This window comes from bacterium (genome assembly GCA_028820935.1).
Classification (GTDB): domain Bacteria; phylum Actinomycetota; class Acidimicrobiia; order Spongiisociales; family Spongiisociaceae; genus Spongiisocius.
This window is the reverse complement of the sequence record JAPPHZ010000015.1, coordinates 1-18,049: the sequence shown is the minus strand read 5'-3', so window position 1 is coordinate 18,049 and position 18,049 is coordinate 1. Positions and strand designations below refer to the sequence as shown.

At 66.7% G+C, this 18,049-nt stretch carries 17 protein-coding genes and 1 tRNA gene; 16 read left to right on the top strand and 2 right to left on the bottom strand.

Features of this window, described 5'->3' with window-relative positions; genetic code table 11:
• The first annotated feature begins 9 nt into the window (after window positions 1-9).
• From OXM57_02995 to proB, 12 genes are all read left to right on the top strand, one after another.
• Window positions 10-1,311, top strand: a complete 1,302-nt coding sequence (locus OXM57_02995; GenBank protein MDE0351643.1) for a Mur ligase family protein — start codon at window positions 10-12, stop codon at window positions 1,309-1,311.
• Between the two features lie 141 nt (window positions 1,312-1,452).
• Window positions 1,453-1,857 (top strand): nucleoside-diphosphate kinase, encoded by a 405-nt coding sequence (gene ndk, locus OXM57_02990; protein MDE0351642.1) that lies wholly within the window; start codon window positions 1,453-1,455, stop codon window positions 1,855-1,857.
• Between the two features lie 90 nt (window positions 1,858-1,947).
• Window positions 1,948-2,979 (top strand): rod shape-determining protein, encoded by a 1,032-nt coding sequence (locus tag OXM57_02985; protein ID MDE0351641.1) that lies wholly within the window; start codon window positions 1,948-1,950, stop codon window positions 2,977-2,979.
• A gap of 194 nt (window positions 2,980-3,173) precedes the next feature.
• Window positions 3,174-3,977, top strand: coding sequence for a rod shape-determining protein MreC (locus OXM57_02980; protein MDE0351640.1), 804 nt, complete (start codon window positions 3,174-3,176; stop codon window positions 3,975-3,977).
• The gene (gene mreD, locus OXM57_02975; GenBank protein MDE0351639.1) at window positions 3,978-4,499 is read left to right on the top strand and encodes a rod shape-determining protein MreD; all 522 of its coding nucleotides are present in this window, start codon (window positions 3,978-3,980) and stop codon (window positions 4,497-4,499) included.
• On the top strand, window positions 4,496-6,478 hold the full coding sequence (locus OXM57_02970) for a penicillin-binding transpeptidase domain-containing protein (GenBank protein ID MDE0351638.1): 1,983 nt from the start codon (window positions 4,496-4,498) through the stop codon (window positions 6,476-6,478). The genes mreD and OXM57_02970 overlap by 4 nt, the downstream gene beginning before the upstream one ends.
• 3 nt (window positions 6,479-6,481) lie before the next feature.
• A complete protein-coding gene (gene rodA / locus OXM57_02965) occupies window positions 6,482-7,657 on the top strand; it encodes a rod shape-determining protein RodA (protein ID MDE0351637.1) in 1,176 nt (391 codons plus the stop codon).
• 481 nt (window positions 7,658-8,138) lie between these two features.
• Window positions 8,139-9,692: an Rne/Rng family ribonuclease gene (locus OXM57_02960; GenBank protein MDE0351636.1), complete on the top strand. Its 1,554-nt coding sequence runs from the start codon at window positions 8,139-8,141 to the stop codon at window positions 9,690-9,692.
• A 62-nt stretch (window positions 9,693-9,754) separates the two neighbouring features.
• Window positions 9,755-10,069, top strand: coding sequence for a 50S ribosomal protein L21 (rplU, locus tag OXM57_02955; protein MDE0351635.1), 315 nt, complete (start codon window positions 9,755-9,757; stop codon window positions 10,067-10,069).
• A 190-nt stretch (window positions 10,070-10,259) separates the two neighbouring features.
• The gene (rpmA, locus tag OXM57_02950; protein MDE0351634.1) at window positions 10,260-10,517 is read left to right on the top strand and encodes a 50S ribosomal protein L27; all 258 of its coding nucleotides are present in this window, start codon (window positions 10,260-10,262) and stop codon (window positions 10,515-10,517) included.
• 49 nt (window positions 10,518-10,566) lie between these two features.
• Window positions 10,567-11,826, top strand: coding sequence for a GTPase ObgE (gene obgE, locus OXM57_02945; protein MDE0351633.1), 1,260 nt, complete (start codon window positions 10,567-10,569; stop codon window positions 11,824-11,826).
• Window positions 11,819-12,940 (top strand): glutamate 5-kinase, encoded by a 1,122-nt coding sequence (proB, locus tag OXM57_02940; GenBank protein ID MDE0351632.1) that lies wholly within the window; start codon window positions 11,819-11,821, stop codon window positions 12,938-12,940. The genes obgE and proB overlap by 8 nt, the downstream gene beginning before the upstream one ends.
• A 13-nt stretch (window positions 12,941-12,953) precedes the next feature.
• Here proB and OXM57_02935 read toward each other — a convergent pair whose 3' ends face one another.
• Entirely contained in the window at window positions 12,954-14,447 is a 1,494-nt protein-coding gene (locus tag OXM57_02935; GenBank protein MDE0351631.1) for a TrkH family potassium uptake protein, read from the bottom strand.
• A gap of 40 nt (window positions 14,448-14,487) precedes the next feature.
• Window positions 14,488-15,816: a Trk system potassium transporter TrkA gene (gene trkA / locus OXM57_02930; GenBank protein ID MDE0351630.1), complete on the bottom strand. Its 1,329-nt coding sequence runs from the start codon at window positions 15,814-15,816 to the stop codon at window positions 14,488-14,490.
• Between the two features lie 529 nt (window positions 15,817-16,345).
• On the opposite strand from trkA, the gene OXM57_02925 reads away from it, so the two are divergent.
• The 4 genes from OXM57_02925 (at window position 16,346) to OXM57_02910 (ending at window position 18,048) form a co-directional block, all read left to right on the top strand.
• Window positions 16,346-16,852, top strand: coding sequence for a M23 family metallopeptidase (locus OXM57_02925; GenBank protein MDE0351629.1), 507 nt, complete (start codon window positions 16,346-16,348; stop codon window positions 16,850-16,852).
• Between the two features lie 25 nt (window positions 16,853-16,877).
• A complete protein-coding gene (gene nadD, locus OXM57_02920; protein MDE0351628.1) occupies window positions 16,878-17,444 on the top strand; it encodes a nicotinate-nucleotide adenylyltransferase in 567 nt (188 codons plus the stop codon).
• 125 nt (window positions 17,445-17,569) lie between these two features.
• Window positions 17,570-17,902, top strand: a complete 333-nt coding sequence (rsfS, locus tag OXM57_02915) for a ribosome silencing factor (GenBank protein ID MDE0351627.1) — start codon at window positions 17,570-17,572, stop codon at window positions 17,900-17,902.
• A gap of 73 nt (window positions 17,903-17,975) precedes the next feature.
• Window positions 17,976-18,048 (top strand) — tRNA-Ala (locus OXM57_02910).
• Window position 18,049 lies beyond the last annotated feature (1 nt).

Here is an 18,049-nt window from a genome sequence, read left to right as displayed (position 1 = left end):
GTCCAGCGGATGAACTACGACCAAGCCGTCGCCTATCTCGATCGGCACATCGAGCTGGGGTGGAAGCCGGGGCTCGAGCGGATCCACCGGCTGCTCGAGATGATGGGATCACCCCACCTTCGTAGCCCGGCCATCCACATCACCGGAACCAACGGCAAGACGACGGTCACCACCGTCGCCGCCTCGGTGCTGGATCAGACGGGTCTCAAGTCGGGTACGTTCACGTCCCCGCATCTCGAACGGGTGGAGGAGCGGTTCGGGGTGGCCGGCGAGATGGCCACGCCGGAGCAGTTCGCGCGGGCCGTGACGGATGTCGCACCCTTCGTGGATCTGCTGGAGGCCGAGACCGGGGAGCGCGCCACCTACTTCGAGTTGACCACCGCCGCCGCCTTCGCCCTGTTCGCCAACGAGGCGGTGGACGTGGCCGTGGTCGAGGTGGGGATGGGGGGTCGCCTCGACGCCACCAACGTGCTGGAGAGCCAGGTGGCGGTGCTGACCGGCGTCTCGATCGATCACGCCGAGTACCTGGGGACCACCGAGATCGAGATCGCCCGCGAGAAGCTGGCCATCCTCAAAACCGGTGGGGTGCTGGTGACCGGCAACCTGCCCGATGAGGTGGAGCCCGAGGCCGATCGGAGAGCGGACGAGTTGGGCGCGGCGCGCCGGGCGGTCGGCCGGGACTTCCGGATCGAAGACCTGCGCATGTCGGTGGGCGGCTGGTCGTACGATCTAGACGGGACCTACGGGCGATACGACGATCTCTACCTCCCCCTCCACGGTCGCCACCAGGCGGCCAACGCGGCCGTGGCCGTGGCGGCGGTCGAGGAACTGTTCGGGCGGGCCCTGCCATCCGACGCGGTCCGGGACGGCCTGGCCGGCGCCAAGGTTCCGGCCAGGGTGGAAGTGGTGGGACGGGCGCCGCTGGTGGTACTGGACGGCGCCCACAACCCGGAGGCCACCGTGGCGCTGGCGAGGACGCTGCGCGAGGAGATGCCGGCGGCAGACTGGACGCTCGTAGTCGGCGCCTTCCGCGACAAGGACATCTACTCCATGCTGGCGCCGTTCGGGGGGCTGGTCGGCCAGGCCATCGCCACCGCGGCGGATCACGAGCGGGCCGCCGAACCGAGCGACCTCGTGGTGGCGCTGGAGAGGGTGCTACCCGGCATCCCGGTGACCTGGGTGAGGCCCGTCCGCGCCGCCGTGGAGCTGGCCAAGGAGTGGAGTGGAGGTGACGGCGCCGTTCTGGTGACCGGCTCCTTCTATGTGGCGGGCGAGGCCCGCACCGAGTTGGTTACGCACGAGGGTGCCTGAAGCTTCCGGACGCCCGGTTGCTAGTTGCTGGTTGCCAGTTGCTGGTTGCTAGTTGCTGGTTGCTAGTTTATATTGGATTAGACCGACCACTGACCACTGACCACTGACCACCGACCAGACTATGAAAAGGCAGGCACAGCGATGGCCCACGAAGACACCTTCATAATGGTGAAGCCGGACGGGGTGAGGCGTCGCCTGGTTGGCGAGGTGATCTCCAGGTTCGAGGCGAAGGGACTAGACCTGCATCGCCTCGAGATGGTCCTGCCCGATAGCGCCACCGCGACCGCGCACTACGCGGAGCACGAGGGGAAGCCCTTCTACGCCGGCCTGATCGAGTTCATCACGTCCGGTCCGGTGGTCGTCATGCATTGGTCGGGCGAATCGGCGATCGGGGTGGCCCGGACCTTGGTGGGAGCCACCGATCCCGCCGTGGCCCTTCCGGGCACCATCCGCGGCGACTTCGGCCTGGAGGTGGGGGAGAACATCGTCCATGGATCCGACAGCCCGGCGAGCGCCGCACGCGAGTTGGCGCTCTGGTTCACCTGATGGTCACGGAGCCCGGAACAGGCCGGATGTCCGAAGAGCCCATCCATAGGGTAGAGTTGGCCCGAGACCAGCGACAGGGACCTTTAATCGATGCCAGATAACCCATTCGTCGTTGCCGGCCAGGACATGGCGGTCGATCTGGGTACAGCCAATACCCTCGTCTACGTCCGCAACCAGGGTGTCCTGCTGAACGAGCCTTCGGTGGTGGCCATCAACACCAACACCAACGAGGCGCTGGCTGTGGGTATGGACGCCAAGCGCATGATCGGCCGCACCCCCTCGCACGTGAAGGCGATCAGGCCTCTTCGGGACGGGGTGATCGCCGACTTCGACATCACCGAGCGCATGCTCCGTTACTTCATCAAGAAGGTGCACCGCCGCCGCTGGGCCAAGCCGAGGATCGTGATCTGCGTGCCTTCCGGCATCACCGGGGTGGAACGGAGGGCTGTGGAGGAGGCGGCCTACCATGCCGGTGCCCGCAACGCCTTCACCATCGATGAGCCGATGGCGGCGGCCATCGGATGCGGATTGCCGGTTAACGAGCCCACCGGATCGATGGTGGTCGATATCGGGGGAGGGACCACGGAGGTGGCGGTCATCGCCATGGGCGGCATCGTGGTGTCGAAGAGCGTCCGCGTGGGTGGCGACGACATGGACGAGCGGATCGTCGAATGGGTGAAGAAGGAGCACAACCTCCTGCTGGGCCTGCGCACCGCGGAGCAGATCAAGATGGCGATCGGATCGGCCTATCCGTATCACAACGAGCCGAGCGCCGAGGTGAAGGGCCGGGACCTGGTGGCCGGCCTGCCAAAGACAGTACTGCTCACCGCTTCCGAGGTCAGGGCTGCCATCCAGGAACCTCTATCGATGATGATCGATGCGGTCCGGTACACACTGGACAACACGCCGCCCGAGTTGGCCGCCGACCTGATGAACGTGGGCATCACGATCACGGGCGGGGGCGCCTTGCTCAAGGTGTTGCATCACCGGCTGGCGTTCGAGACCGGCCTGCGGGTCGAGATCGCCGAACGGCCCCTCCAGTCGGTGGTGGTCGGGTCCGGCCGATGCCTGGAACAGTTCGACGTCCTGCAGGGAGTCCTCGAGTCATCCGGCCGGTTCTAGGAGGGTGCTCGAAGTCCGAGCGCCGGATCCGACGGATGATGAAATGAAGGGCCAGGGAAATCTCCGCTCCGCCAAGACTCTCGAGTGCCGGTAGACAACACCGCTCGCGCGCCGGAGGCAGGGGGAGGAGGGGCGCCCCGAACGATCGGTCCGCCTACGTAGCCATCGCGCTACTCGTAGTCTCCCTCACCCTCATGACCCTTGACATCCGGGCGTCGAGAGGTGGTTTCGGGGCCGACCTCCGCAACAGCGCTCAAGTGGTGATCGCGCCGTTCCAGGCAGCTGTGAACGCGGTGGTGACCCCCGTGGTGAGCTTCTCGGACGGCCTGTCCAACCTGGCCGGGCTCCGCGAGGAGAACCAGCGCCTCCGGGACAGGATCGAGTCTTTGGAGCGGGAAGCGGCGCAGGTGGGCCACCTCGAGGCCCAGGTGTCCGAGCTGGAGACCCTGCTGGCGCTGCGGCTCGGCGAGGACCTGTACCAGCTGTCGGTCGCGGCCGAGGTCACGGCCCGGGGAGGAACCCTCGACCCGACCCTCACCATCGACCGCGGTACCGGCGACGGGGTCCACACCGGCCAGCCGGTGGTCGACGGGCAAGGGGCTCTGATCGGCTTGGTATCCGAGGCCGGTGAGGTCGGGGCCAGCGTCATTCCGATCACGTCGCGCCGGGCCCCTGCCGTCACTGTGCGCCTGCCCGATGGGCAGCGTGGGGTGGTGACGGGACAGGGCGCGGGAGCGCTGGAGCTCTCCATCCTCGATGCATCGGATCCGGTGGAGGGCGGCGAGTTGCTGGTGACCTTCGGGCCTTACGGAGATTCCAACGCCTACCCGAAGGACTTGGATGTCGGCATCGTGGCCGAGGCGGCGGATCCTCAGTTCGGGACCATCAGGGTCCGGGTGGAGCCGATGGGGGATCTCGAACGCCTGGAGTACGTGGCGGTGGTCCCCTGGCCGCCCGGGCCGCAACTTCTGGACGGGGAAACGGATGGGGGAGCCTAGATGGAGGGCCTCCGGTTCCTGCTCTCGCTGTTGCTGGTGATGGCGGCGGCCCTCGTCCAGACCAGCGTGTTCCACAGCATCCGGCCGCTTGGCGCGAGCCCCGACGTCGTCCTGCTGATCGTGGTGGTCGGTGCGGTCTGGCTCAAGCCCGAAGCGGCGGTGTTGCTGGGTTTCGTGGGCGGGCTGCTGCTTGACATGCTCGGATCGGCGCCCCTGGGTCTGAGCGGGCTGGCGTTCACGGTCGGCTCCTATATCACGGTGCGGAGCCGGGATCGGTTCGACTACGGGCTCCCGGTCGGCGTGATGACCGTGGGTGGCATCACGCTGGTCACACTGGTTACCAACGCCCTGATAGGCACCCTGTTCGGCGAGGGCACGCTGGGCAACCCCGACATAGTCAGGACTTTGCTGCTGGTGCCGATCTACAACATGGTGTTGGCGCTGGGCTTTCTCCCGCTGGCCGACAGGCTGTTCTCGTGGGTGGCCGGCCCGCGCCATGGCCGGATGCGGAGCCGGATATGAGCAGCAGGAAGCGGTCGGACGGTCGTGAACAGGTGACGAACAGCTGGCGCGTGGGAATCCTGGCCCTGCTGTTCACGGGGGCGTTGTCGATCCTGTTCTTCCGGCTGTGGTTCGTACAGCTGGCCGCCGGGCCGGAGTGGCTGCTGGAGGCCGACCAGAACATCGTCAGCAGCGAGCCGATCGCGGCGCCGCGCGGTGACATTGTCGATCGGAACGGCACCGTGCTGGCCACGTCCGTACCGGGGCTCGTCATCGAGATCGACCGGTCGGTCCTCCCGATCGAGGTCGAGGACGATGTTCTCCAGCGGCTGGCCGCCATCCTCGAGCTGTCGCCCGTCGAGGTGCGCGAGGCGGTGGAGCGCACCCGGTCGGGTGAGGTGGCCGCTCTGCGGGAGTTCGAGATCGATGCCGACACGGCCTATTTGATTATGGAGCAGCGAGCCACCCTGCCGGGTGTCTCGGTACGGGCTCTGCCCGTTCGCGGGTACGCGCAGGGGTCGCTGATGGGCCATGTCCTGGGTCATATGGGGTTGCCCTCACCCGGCGATCTCGAGCGTCTACCGACATCCGACACCAACACGCCGATCGGGAAGCTCGGGGTGGAGCGTGAGTATGAGGAGTTCCTGCGGGGGGCGCCCGGGAAACACGTATACCGGATAAACCCCGAGGGCGCCATCCTCGAGGAGATCGGGACCGTCGATCCGATTCCCGGAGCCACGGTCCGGCTGACACTTGACGTCGAGGCCCAGGCAGAGGTCGAGAGGATCCTGATCGAGGCCATCGAGCTTTCCAACGCGCTGAAGGAGACGCGGGAGGAGGAGGACCCGGCCGAGACTCCCCAGCCGACCGAGCGAGCCACCGCCGTGGTGATGGAGGTGAACACGGGCGCCATCCTCGCCATGGCCTCCTACCCGACCTTCGAACCGCAGGTGTTCGTCGGCGGCATCGATGTCGACTCCTTCGAGGAACTGTCCGAGCGTCAGGCTTTCAACAACCTGGCCATCCAGGGCGTGAAGCCGCCCGCGTCCACCTTCAAGTCCATCACCTATGTGACCGCCATGGAGGAGAACATCTTCCCGGAGGGGGTGTCCAACCCGGAGGAGACCATCGAGTGCTCCTCGCAGCTGGCGCACAACTTCGGCGACGACTCGCAGCACCTGTGGAGGAACTGGACCTTTCCGGAGTCGGACGGGCGACAGAACCTCCACGACGCCCTCCGCCGATCCTGCAACATCTACTTCTGGGAGGTCGCCCTCTCGATCTGGAGGGCGTACGCCCGGACCGACCGGGAGGGGATAGTGCAGGAGTGGGCCCGAGCGGTCGGGGTGGGTCGTCCCACCCAGGTTGACCTCCCATTCGAGCACGACGGAATCCTGGGTGATCGCCAGCTCTTCGAGGAATGGCGTGAAAACCAGCCGTGGCGGGTGAGGGCGGAGGGCTGGCTCGGCGGCGACCTCATGAACCTCGTGGTCGGCCAGGGCCCGATCGTCACCACGCCCCTCCAGATGGCGGTCGCCTATGCCTCGATGCTCAACGGGGGAACCGTCTACCAGCCCAGAGTGGCGGACGCCATAGAGACGGCCGACGGGGAGCGCCTGCGAACCCTCGAGCCCCGCGTCCTCCGGTCGGTGGACATCAGTCCGGGAACCGTCGCGTCCCTGAGATCGGACCTGACCTCCGTGGTTCGTTCCGGCACGGCGAGGCGCGCATTCGAGGACCTGGGTGGGCTGGTCGAGTTGGTGGGAGGCAAGACCGGTACCGCCCAGTCATTCACCGACCAGGAAGGCGTCTTCCACGACTCGACGGCCTGGTTCGTCGGCGTGGCGCCGATCGATGCTCCAAGATGGGTGGTCGCGGTGATGGTGGACGAGGGCGGCTCGGGAGGCGCCGTGGCGGCGCCGGCGGCACGAGCCATATTCCAGTACCTGCTCGGTACCGACGTCACGCCCCTGGTCGCGGGTGAGGATACGGAGCGCTAGAGCATGGCGGTGCTGGGTCGCTCTCTCGATGGCTTGGGCGGGATATTCGAGGACCGTCCCAGACCGACGCCGGATGTCATCGTGTTCGTCCTGGTGGCCGCTCTCATGGCCCTGGGCAGCGTGATGGTCTACTCGTCGACGTTCGTGCGGCTGGACGAGGAAACGGGAGATCCCACCTCGGCCATGCGAAGGCAGATGATCTTCGCAGGCGTGGCGCTGGTCACCTACGTGGTGGCCTCGATGGTCGACTACCGCCTGTACCGGCGCTTTCCGTTCCTCATCTACGGCGTCATGATGATCGCCCTGATCGGTGTCCTGTTCGCCCCACCCCAGAAGGGCGCCACCCGTTGGATCCCCGTGGGGGCCTTCCAGTTCCAGCCGTCCGAGTTCGCCAAGGTGGCCCTGATAATCGCGCTGGCGAGCCTGCTGACCAGGGAGTCCGGGCGGCGCTTGTCGTGGAGGTCCCTCGGACAGGCTCTCCTGATGGCGGCGGCGCCCGGGTTCCTCATCTTCCTCCAACCCGATCTCGGCACCATGCTGGTGGTGGGTTTTATCACCGTGGGCATGATCTTCGTGGCCGGCTCGAGCATTCGCCAGATGCTGGTCCTGGGAGCTTCCGGGGTGGTGGGCGTGACAGCCGTGTTCCAACTCGATGTCCTCAAGTCCTACCAGATCGCCCGGCTCGCCGGGTTCCTCGATCAGGCCTCCGACCTGCAGGGCGTCAACTGGAACCTCTACCAGAGCCAGATCGCCATCGGTTCCGGCCAGCTCGTCGGAAGGGGGTTGTTCCAGGGCACCCAGACCCGTCTGAGCTTTATCCCCTCCCAGACCACCGACTTCATATTCACCGCGGTGGGGGAGCAGTTCGGATTCATCGGCGGCTCGGCGGTGATCCTCGCTTACGCCATCCTGATATGGCGCGTCCTGATCGTGGCCGCGGTAGCGCCCAATGCGTTCGGGTCCATGATCTCGGTCGGCATGGCAGCGCTCCTGTCCTTCCATGTGTTCGTCAACATCGGCATGACCGTCGGCTTGGTCCCGGTGACCGGACTCCCGCTGCCGTTCATGAGCGCCGGCGGTTCGGCCATGATCGCCATGGCGGGCGGGCTGGGGATAGTGAACTCGGTCTGGCGATCGAGATCGCCGGTCAGCGACCGGCCGGAGGCGCGCGATCTCTGATCCGGGTGTTAGTATCACCGGCGGTTGGTGGTGGCTTGACCGAGCCTGACATCCAGTCGCCACCTACCGAGCCCGTTTCGGAAGACCGTTCCTCGTGGGCAGGCATTCTCTCCGGGACGATTGCGGGAAAGTCGCAATGGCTCTAGGACTTGCGAGCCTTCGACCAGACGTATCTGGCGCGAGCGCCAAGAATTCGCTCGCCTTCGAGAGGTTCGGCAGGTCACGGAACGAACGAGACGTCGCCGGCATGGGAAACGTTTGCCTCCCTTGCCGGCCGCCGACCGGCGGGGCTGGTCCTCGCAGGCCGTAGCCCACCGGCATACGTCGAAGCAGTAGCCGCACCGGCAGGAGAAGGGACCGGAGACCGTGACGGAGCAGCTGACCAGATTCCCTGCCCGTTCTGGTTGCGCCGCCGTCCGATCGATCTTGGTTTCCGCCCTTCTGGTCGTGTGCGTCCCTTCAGATCAAGGAGACATCAGTAATGCCTTTCTTTCGGCGCAAGACAGCCGAAATAGTTCGCCGCGGAGTCGGCGACGAATCGACCGAAGAACGAACAACCAGAAAGATCAGCGGTAAGACCGTAAAGGTCCGGCGGGTACGAGAGCTGCCGGCCAAGCCCAAGCAGGCCGCCAAGGCCGCCACCAAGCGGAAGAGAAGACAGCCCAAGCAGGGTTCGGCCCGGCCCGGAAGCCGCCAACGGAGTCGTTCGCATTCCCACGCCGAGGGGACGGTTCCGCTTCCCGCGGCCGGACGCCGCCAGATGCTGGTCAGGGTGTTGCCCCACCAGACCCAGATCGTGGTGCTGGAGGGCTCGCTGCTGGTGGAGCACTACGTCCACCGCTCGGACCAGGAGTCGCTGGTCGGCAACATCTACAAGGGTGTCGTGCGCAGCGTGCTTCCGGGTCTGGAAGCCGCTTTCGTCGACATCGGCACGGAGAAGAACGGCGTCATCTACGCCGGGGACCTGAATTCGTCCCGGCGCACGCACGGGCGGGGACCTCGCATCGAGCGCCAGCTCAAACATGGCGACCACCTCATGGTCCAGGTCGACAAGGACCCGATGGGCAGCAAGGGACCGCGGCTCACCAGCCAGATGACGCTGCCCGGCCGGCACCTGGTGCTGTCACCCAAGAACTCCATGCTGGGTATCTCCCGTCGCCTGCCCGAGGCGGAACGCAACCGGCTGCGCCTCCTGCTCCAGGCTGAGCGCCCGCCCGGCTTCGGTCTCATCGTGCGTACGGCGGCGGCCGGTTCATCGAGGCGGGAGATCGTGGCCGACATCGCCCGCCTCAAGGCAAAGTGGGCGGAGGTCGAGGAGGCCGCGAAGGGTGCGTCCGCGCCCACGCTCATCCACGAGGAGCCCAGCCTCCTGATCCGGGTGATCCGAGAGCACTTCACGCGGGACTTCCGGCGCCTGCTGATAGACGATCGCCGGGCCCACGAGTCGGTCCTGAAGTATCTGAAGGAGGTCTCCCCGGAGCTGGTTGACCGGGTGCATCTCAGCCAGGATCGCAACCAGAGCCTGTTCACGCGGTTCCGGGTGGACGATCAGCTCCGCCGGGCGCTGGACCGCAAGGTGTGGCTGCCGTCAGGGGGACACCTGGTGATAGACCGGACCGAGGCGCTGACGGTGGTCGACGTGAACACCGGCAAGTACGTGGGCGAGGCCAACCTCGAGGACACGGTCCTCCACAACAACCTCGAGGCCGCCGAGGAGATCGCGCGCCAGCTTCGCCTGCGAGACATCGGGGGGATCATCGTCATCGATTTCATCGATATGGAGGTCAAGAAGAACCGCGAGGCGGTTCTGGAGCGGCTCCGGGCGGCGCTCGCCGCCGACAAGACCACCACTCAGGTGCACTCTGTGTCGAGTCTCGGCCTCGTCGAGATGACCCGCAAGAATGTGTCCAGCGGTCTGATAGAATCCTTCTCCGATCCTTGTCCCACCTGTGACGGGCGCGGGCTCGTGCTCCACGAGAAAGCCGCCACGTCGGGGGTTCCGATCAGTCCGGTGGGCGACAAGGTTGCGATGTGAACCGTGGGTCCCGCCGTGGTGAGGGCCCGGCAGGGTAACGGTCGAAAGGTTGTGTTTCCGGCATGTACGCGATCATCCGCTCGGGTGGCAAGCAGACCAGGGTGTCCAAGGGCTACGTCATAGACGTGGAGTTGATGAAGGACGCCGGGGATGAGGTGACCTTCACGCCGTTGCTGGTGGTGGACAACGAGGGCTCCGTATTCACCAGCAGGGAGGATCTCGCCGGAATGCAGGTCAAGGCCCGGGTGCTCGGCAACGTCAAGGGCCGCAAGGTCGAGGTGTTCAAGTACAAGAACAAGTCCGGGTATCGGCGCCGGAAGGGCCATCGCCAGCGGCACACCCGCCTCGAGATAACCCATGTGGGCGCCGTCAGTTGAGGAATCGGAGCTAGTGGTCTGTCTGCGGAACAACCGGGTGTTCTGGCGGCCATCGGCGTCCCGTCGCTGCGTTCCGCTTCCTCAACGTACCGCTGCGGGTACGCCTTCGTCAGCGGGCCTTGCGAGGAACACCGCTGCCTCGCCATACCACACCGCCATTACACAGAAAGACCACCTAGAGGAGGCGTGTATGTCCAAGACCAAGGGTGGAGGGTCCACCAAGAACGGCCGTGATTCGCACGCCAAGCGGCTCGGTCCGAAGGTCTTCGATGGTCAGGAGATCAAGGCGGGGACGATCCTGGTGCGCCAGAGAGGCACCCGCATCCATCCGGGAGTCAACGTACGCCGCGGGGGCGATGACACGCTGTTCGCGATCGCTCCGGGCACGGTGAAGTACCACCGGCAGGGTGGTCGCCGCCGGGTGAGTGTCCTGACCGACCTCCACTGAGCGCCGGGACGTCCGGTAAGGAACGTCTCTGAGCGCGGGACGGTGAGTCGTGTTCATCGACCAGGTCCGCGTCCATCTCCGATCAGGTAACGGCGGGGCCGGCGCGGTCTCGTTCCGCCAGGTCGGTCGCCGTCCCGGGGGAAGGCCCGCCGGGGGCTCGGGCGGGCGGGGCGGAAGCGTGGTCATAGCCGTCGACGTGGGGATGTCCACCCTCCAGGATTTCCGCCGTCGTCCCCACCGCGCGGCCGGGCATGGGAGCCACGGGGCATCGGACCTACGGCACGGGCGCCAGGGCGAGGACCTGGTGGTGCCGGTGCCACCGGGCACGGTCGTGATCGATGACGAGGATCGGATCGTCGCCGATCTGGTAGCCGCAGGCCAGCAGGTCACGGTGCTGGAAGGTGGCCGGGGCGGCCGCGGCAACGCTGCCCTCATCTCGCCGGCCAACCGGGCGCCGTCCTTCTGCGAGCAGGGCGAGTACGGGTCGGAGGCCTGGTTCACGCTGGAGATGAAACTGGTTGCCGACGCGGCGCTGATCGGCTTCCCCAACGCCGGCAAGTCGACCCTGATCTCGCGGGTGTCGGCGGCCCGTCCCAAGATCGCCGACTACCCCTTCACCACGCTGGTCCCCAACCTGGGCGTGGTCACGATCGAGGACCGGTCCTTCGTCATGGCCGATGTGCCCGGCCTGGTGGAGGGAGCTGCCGAGGGTAGGGGACTCGGGCACGAGTTCCTCCGTCATTGCGAGCGAGCCCGCGTGCTGGTATTCCTCCTCGACCCGTCCCCATTGCAGGAGCTTTCCCTGGAACGCCAGTACGAGGTACTGGAGCGCGAGCTTCGCATGCACGACCCCGGTCTGGCCGATCGCCCGCGGGTGGTGGCCGTCACCAAGCGTGACCTCTCTGTCGAGAGCCCGGTCACCACCGCTCTGCTCGAGGTCGCCCCGGACCTGATCGAGATCAGTTCGGTGGCCGGGCAGGGCCTCGACGACCTGGTCCATCGGATCGCAGACGCCGTCGACCAGGCGGGCAGGACGAGCGACCAGGGCGAGGGGTACGTCCTGCACCGCCCGCTCGCCGCTACCTTCGAGGTGAACCGTGTGGACGGCGTATGGGTGGTGAACGGCCGGGCCGCGGAGCGTGCGGTGGCTCTGAACGACCTGACCCTGTCCGACGCGGCCCTGCTCGCTTCCCGCCGCCTCTCCCGTCTCGGAGTGGATGATTGCCTGCGGAGGGCAGGCGCCCGGGACGGTGACGAGGTGCGGATCGGCGATCTGGTCTTCGAGTACTCGGAGCCCGACGATGGATGAGAACGCCGGCAGGCATCGCGCGCCCCCGCCGCCGGGGAGCCCGGTGGTCCTCAAAGTCGGCTCGTCGAGCCTTACGCGTGCGGACGGAGCGGTGGACGAACGGGCCATCGAGCGGGTGATGCGGCAGGTGAGCGCCTTCTGGGAGTCCGGCCACCCGGCTGTCCTGGTCTCCTCGGGAGCCATCGCGGCCGGATCCCCGGCCGTCGGAGGGCGTCCTTCCGACACGACGGGCCTGCAGGTGGCGGCCGCGGTCGGCCAGACGCTCCTGATGTCCCACTACAGCCGGGTCTTCCCCAGCATCGGCCGGACGGTGGGCCAGGTGTTGTTGACCGTGGACGTGCTGGCGATGAGGGCCCAGTATCTCCACGCCCGGAGGACCCTGACCCGCATGCTGGAGCGCGGCATCGTGCCCATCGTCAACGAGAACGATACGGTGGCCATCCACGGCTGGAAGATGGGTGACAACGACCGGCTCGCCGCCATCGTGTCGCACCTGGTGAGTGCCGGGATGCTGGTACTCCTGACCGACACGGACGGCCTCTACTCGGCCGATCCCCGCACGGGAGAGGGTGAGCCGATCACGACCGTCCGGCACCGTGATCCCATCCTGGACCGGGTGGCCGCAGGCGCGCCCGGGCCGGTCGGATCGGGAGGGGTGGGAACCAAGGTGGAGGCGGTGCGCATGGCGGCCTGGTCAGGCATCCCGACAGTCATCGCCAGGTCGGATCGTCCTGGCGTCATCGACACCATCATCCGGGGCGGTGCGGCGGGCACCTACGTGGTACCCGGTGAAACCAAGCTGTCGGCCTGGAAGCTGTGGCTGGCTTTCGGGCAGCAACCCAGCGGCACGCTCCGGATCGATGACGGTGCGGTGCGGGCTCTGGCGCGGCGGGGCGGCTCGTTGTTGCCGGTGGGGATCACCGGAATGGAAGGGGAGTTCCCGGCGGGCGCGTCGGTTGAGGTGCGGAGCCGCACGGGCGTGCTGGTGGGGAAGGGTCTGGTGACGGTCGATTCGGACCAGGTCAGGGAACGGATGGGTAAGCGCAGCACGGATACCGGGGTCCCGCCGGAGGTCATCCATCGCGATCGGTTGGTCGTCCTGCTGGACGGCTGACCCCGGGGTCCTCCTACCGGCGCCAGAGCGACCGGGTGAAGAGCAGCAACACCGGGAACAGCTCGAGGCGCCCGGCGATCATGAGCAGCGAGAGCAACCACTTGCCCGGCCACGTTAGGGCGGAGTAGTTGCCGGTCGGGCCGAACTCGCCGAGCGCCGGGCCGAAGTTGCTGAGCGCGCTGGCGGTGGCGGATGCGGCGTCCACGAGGCCGAGTTCGGGCCCGAATAAGGCGCCCATGAAGCCCAGCAGGAAAGTACCGGTCATGAAAAGGAACATGAAGAAGAGGAAGAACGACTGGACACTCTGCACGATGGGCTCGTGCACCCGCTTCGAACCGAACCTGATCAAGAAGATCCCGCGTGGGTGGATGAGGCGCCTCAGGTCGGCCGCGGCCGCCCTGACCAGCACACCCATGCGGTAGATCTTGATGCCGCCGGTGGTCGATCCCGCCATACCGCCCAGGAACATCAGGCCGACCACGAACAGCTGGAGAGCCGGTATCCAAGCGCCGAAGTCGGCGGTTGCGTATCCGGTGCCGGTGACCAGGGACATAGATGTGAAGACCGAGTCGCGGATGACGTCGGCTGCAGGCGCCTGCCCCCACAGGCTCAGGATCATGACCAGGCTGGCGACCGCCACGATCCCCGTGAACAACCTGAACTCGGTGTTCTTGAAGTACCGGCCGGGATCCCGTAGGGCTCGGAAGTGCAGCGCGAATGAGGTTCCGGAAAACAACATGAAGACGATCACCACCCACTGCACGTAGGGGCTGAAACCGTCGATGGAGGTGGCTTCGGTGCTGAACCCGCCGGTGGCCATGTTGGTGAAGGAGTGGTTGATGGCCTGGAAGAGCGTCATGTCCCCCGCCCATAGGAGCAGGACCTCCACCAGCGTCAACAAGGCGTAGATGTACCACAGCCTCTTTGCGGTCTCCCGGAATCGAGGCGTTAGACGATCGGGTTCGGGCCCGGGCGCCTCGGCCCGAGCCAGCTGAACCCCGCCGGTTCCGAGCAGGGGGAGGACGGCCAGCGACAGGACGATCACGCCCATGCCGCCCAGCCACTGGGTGGTGGACCTCCACATGAGGATGCCGCGGGGCACAGCGGCCGGATCGGGGATCAAGGTGGCGCCGGTGGTGGTGAAGCCGGATACGGTCTCGAAGAATGCGTCGGTGAGGTTGTCGATGGTTCCGGTCAGCAGGTACGGGAGCACCCCGAAGCAGGCCATGGCGAACCAGGCGAGGCCTACCGAGGCGAACCCCTCCTTGGTGGTGAGGGTCCCGGGACTCCCCATCACCCGCCAGCCGAACAGTCCGGCCAGGATGGTGAGCACCGCCGACAAGGTGATCCAGCCGGCAACCTCCTGTTCCCGGTAGATGAGCGCGGTGACGGCCGCCGGAAACATGGCGGTCCCTGCCGCCACGACCACGGCTCCGATCACGTAGGACAGGCGACCGAATACGGTTCCGGGACGGTGAAGACGGAACGATCGTCTGGGTGAGGTCATATCCGCCGATGGTGGTGGCGCCGAGGGCCGCCGGGCGGGCTCACGCCGAGAACATCGACTCGACGGCAGCCATGGCGTCGGGTACGGCGAAGATGATCAGGTGATCGTGCTCCTCGATGGTCGTGGCGCCCGAGGGGACGAAGGCGATGTCACCGCGCACCATTCCTCCAACCACCATTCCATGGGGCAAAGTCAGCTCGAGGAGCGAGTTCCCCACCGCCTCGGAACCCGGAACAGCCTCCAGCTCGATCACCTCGGCGTCGGTGTCGGAGAAGGTCACGACCGAGTAGATGGTGCCTCGCCGCACGAACCGGAGGATCGACGCGGCGGCGGTCAGGCGGGTGGACACCGTCGTATCCACCCCGATACCCGCCAGCAGATCCACGTAGCTCATGCGCGTCACCCGGCTGATGGTGGTGGCGGCACCCATCGCCTTGGCGACCAGGCAAGGGATCAGGTTCATGGAATCGACGCCGGTGAGGGCGACCACGGCGTCGTGAAGGTTGGTGTCAAGCTCTCCGAACACCCTGGGGTCGGTGGGATCGGCGGCGATCACGAGCGCGGACGGGACCTCCTCGGCCACGGCGCCGCACCGGGCCTCGTCGGGGTCGATCACCACGACCTCCATGCCCGCCTTGACCAGCAGGGCGGTGGTAAGCCGGGCCACGCCGGTCGTTCCTATGATCAATACCCGGCGGATGTCGCGGTCGTGGATGCCGATCATCGACCTGGCTCGGTCGACGTTCCTGCTCTTGACCATCAGCAGCAGGTGGTCACCCTCGAGTACGGTCGTGTCTCCCCGCGCCACGATGGTGGAGCCGTTTCGGACCGCGGCGATGGCCAGCCAGCTGAAGCTTTCGTTGCGAGGGATATCCATCAGCGGTACTCCGACCAGCGGCGATCCGGCAGTAACGGTGCCGCCGACCAGGGACAGTTGCCCGTCACCGAACTCGATCAGCTCGCTCAGCCCGGATTCCACCACCAGCGCAGCGATTTCCTCGGCTGCCGCCCCGACGGGATCGATGACCACATCTACGTCGATACCGTCGAGGCCGTCTCTGAGATCCGGGTCCTGCACCCGGGCGACGGTGCGTTCCACGCCCAGCTTCTTGGCGGTGTGGCAGGCGAGGATGTTGGCGCCGTCGCTGGCGGTCACCGCGAGCAGTAGGGCGGCCTGATCGATTCCGGCTTGCTCGAGCGTGGCGGCGCTGGCGCCGTTACCCGTGATTACCAGAGCGTCGAGACGGTCCTTGAGCTCGGCGGCCCGGCGAGGATCGATTTCGATCACGACCACGTCCTGACCCTCTAGGGATAGGCGTTCGGCTATGTATCCCCCTACCGCTCCCGCACCCACCACCACGATGCGCATCTAGCCCTGATTCTTCCTGTTTCCCGTCACACCGACGTACATTAGGCAAATCAACCTCATGAACTGATGCCTGCTACTCCAACACCAGGCAGGTGAAGGTCACACCAGGCCAAAAGAGCAACTACCAGTAGCGATCACCCCAGGTCAAAGCCCAAAACTCGCGCTCCTGTCACCGTACAGACCCCCGATCCATGAAGAATTGGGGCTACAGCCGTACTCTCCGTACTCTTCCCATCGGTCGGCGCCCCATTGTAGGGGGCTCTGCAGAGATTTCACGCAACAAGGCGTTCCAGCGGTAGCCTGCGACTCTCATCCCGGTAGTTTGCCACGGGTGAAGCCGGTCGGACTCGTTTGGCGGGGCCCTTCCCGCAGGTAGCGGGGCTGATGCCCCGAACCGGCCGTCAAGGGACTTGAAGCCGGTCCCGGATCGGCCTACGTTCCGACCTGGTGGGGCGCCCGACCATGCGGCGGCTCGGGCAGCCCACCGGGCGCGCAGGCCGGAGCGCGACGGGAGGCAGGAAGTCCTGCTGTGATTGCTTTTCGCCTGTCCATGGTGCTCGTTGCTGCCGTGTCGCTTCTCGCTCCGGCCGCGTCGGCACGGAGCACCTCTGCGGAGGGTCTATCGTGCGTGGGCCTGAGCCCGCCCGTCGACGGGGTCATCACCGTGCCCTTCGATCCCGGGCCGGGCTACGAGGGCCACTGGGGAGTGGATTACGAAGGAGACCGCGACGGCCTGATCCAGGCGGCCGCCGGAGGGACCGTCATCTTCTCCGGCCGCGTGGTCCACAACCCGGCGGTCACCATCGACCACGGGGGCGGCTTGTGGACCAGCTACTCCTACCTGGGGCATATCACGGTGCTGGCCGGCGAGGATGTCGAACGCGGAACGGTGGTCGGCACCGTAGGAGGCGACACCGGCCATGGCGACGTCCATCTCTCGGTCCGGATCGACGGCGAGTACATAGATCCGCTGCGGGTGATGGGTTGCCAGGCCAGGGCGCCCTCCGGCGGCCTCCGCCTGGTGGGACGGTCCTGAAGAATCCGGGAGGTAGCCTCACGGGATGCGCATCGGCCTCCTAGGCGGTACCTTCGATCCTCCCCACGTCGCCCACCTGGCTGTGGCCGAGGCGGCCTTCCGGCAGTTACGCCTGGATGCGATCTGGCTGGTGCCGGCGGGGTCGCCATGGCAGAAGGAGGGGTCGGTGGTCACGAGCGCCGAGGACCGGTGGGGCATGACCGTGGCGGCGGTGGAGGGGATTCCGTACATGAAGGGCGACGACCGCGAGGTGGTCCGGCCCGGCCCGACCTATACCTTCGATACCGTGTCGGGCCTGGCCGATCACGAGGTGACTCTGATCCTGGGGGCCGACGCCGCCTCCCGGATGGCATCGTGGCACCGGAGCGCCGAACTCCAGAAGATGGTGGGCATCGCGGTGGCGCCCCGGCCCGGCGCCGATCCCGACACGGTGGAGGCGGCCGTGATCACCCCTGTGAAGTGGCTGGATGTCCCGCGGCTCGACATCTCGGGCACGGAACTACGCAAGCGCGCCATGGCCGGTCGGAGCCTGCGCTTCCTGGTGCCGGAGGGCGTGTGGCGCTACATCGAGACGCGCGGCCTCTACCGCTGAGACACCGGGGCGCCTCCCTCCTATAATCCGGGTTGCCCCGAGGAGGTGTCGCCAGTCCGGGATAGCCGGCCATAGAGAACCAGCAGGCAACAGCCATCGAGATCACGTCGGCAGAACTTGCCGCCATCGCGGCTGATGCCATCGATGCCAAGCAGGCAAGCGACATCGTGGTCCTCGACATGGGTGATCTGCTGGGAATCGTGGACATCTTCGTGATCGGCACCGGAACCTCCAAGCGTCAGGTCCGCACCATGCTCGAGGAGGTCGATCTGCGGCTCGGCCGGTGCGGTCGCAAGCCGCTCCGCACCGAGGGCCTGGACACCGGTGAGTGGGTCCTGGCGGACTACGGCGACCTGGTGGTCCATATCTTCCAGACCGAGGCAAGGGACTTCTACGCCCTGGACCGCCTGTGGGGTGATGCCCCGCGCCTCCTGTGGGAGCCGGACCCGCCGGATTGATCGGGCCGGAGGGCCGGGGGTCGAAACTTGGTAGACTGGTGGGGATCCCCCGTCCCGGCGAGGGACCGACCACGGGGCTGTAGCTCAGCTGGCAGAGCGCTTGCATGGCATGCAAGAGGTCACGGGTTCAAATCCCGTCAGCTCCAC

Bases quoted from the DNA above. Each gene is read 5' to 3' on its own strand.
- rpmA (MDE0351634.1), top strand. From the start codon at position 10,260: ATGTCCAAGACCAAGGGTGGAGGGTCCACCAAGAACGGCCGTGATTCG.
- OXM57_02985 (MDE0351641.1), top strand. From the start codon at position 1,948: ATGCCAGATAACCCATTCGTCGTTGCCGGCCAGGACATGGCGGTCGAT.
- rodA (MDE0351637.1), top strand. From the start codon at position 6,482: ATGGCGGTGCTGGGTCGCTCTCTCGATGGCTTGGGCGGGATATTCGAG.
- OXM57_02935 (MDE0351631.1), bottom strand. From the start codon at position 14,447: ATGACCTCACCCAGACGATCGTTCCGTCTTCACCGTCCCGGAACCGTA.
- OXM57_02980 (MDE0351640.1), top strand. From the start codon at position 3,174: ATGACCCTTGACATCCGGGCGTCGAGAGGTGGTTTCGGGGCCGACCTC.
- rplU (MDE0351635.1), top strand. From the start codon at position 9,755: ATGTACGCGATCATCCGCTCGGGTGGCAAGCAGACCAGGGTGTCCAAG.
- OXM57_02960 (MDE0351636.1), top strand. From the start codon at position 8,139: ATGCCTTTCTTTCGGCGCAAGACAGCCGAAATAGTTCGCCGCGGAGTC.
- trkA (MDE0351630.1), bottom strand. From the start codon at position 15,816: ATGCGCATCGTGGTGGTGGGTGCGGGAGCGGTAGGGGGATACATAGCC.
- mreD (MDE0351639.1), top strand. From the start codon at position 3,978: ATGGAGGGCCTCCGGTTCCTGCTCTCGCTGTTGCTGGTGATGGCGGCG.
- ndk (MDE0351642.1), top strand. From the start codon at position 1,453: ATGGCCCACGAAGACACCTTCATAATGGTGAAGCCGGACGGGGTGAGG.
- nadD (MDE0351628.1), top strand. From the start codon at position 16,878: ATGCGCATCGGCCTCCTAGGCGGTACCTTCGATCCTCCCCACGTCGCC.
- OXM57_02970 (MDE0351638.1), top strand. From the start codon at position 4,496: ATGAGCAGCAGGAAGCGGTCGGACGGTCGTGAACAGGTGACGAACAGC.
- OXM57_02995 (MDE0351643.1), top strand. From the start codon at position 10: ATGAACTACGACCAAGCCGTCGCCTATCTCGATCGGCACATCGAGCTG.
- proB (MDE0351632.1), top strand. From the start codon at position 11,819: ATGGATGAGAACGCCGGCAGGCATCGCGCGCCCCCGCCGCCGGGGAGC.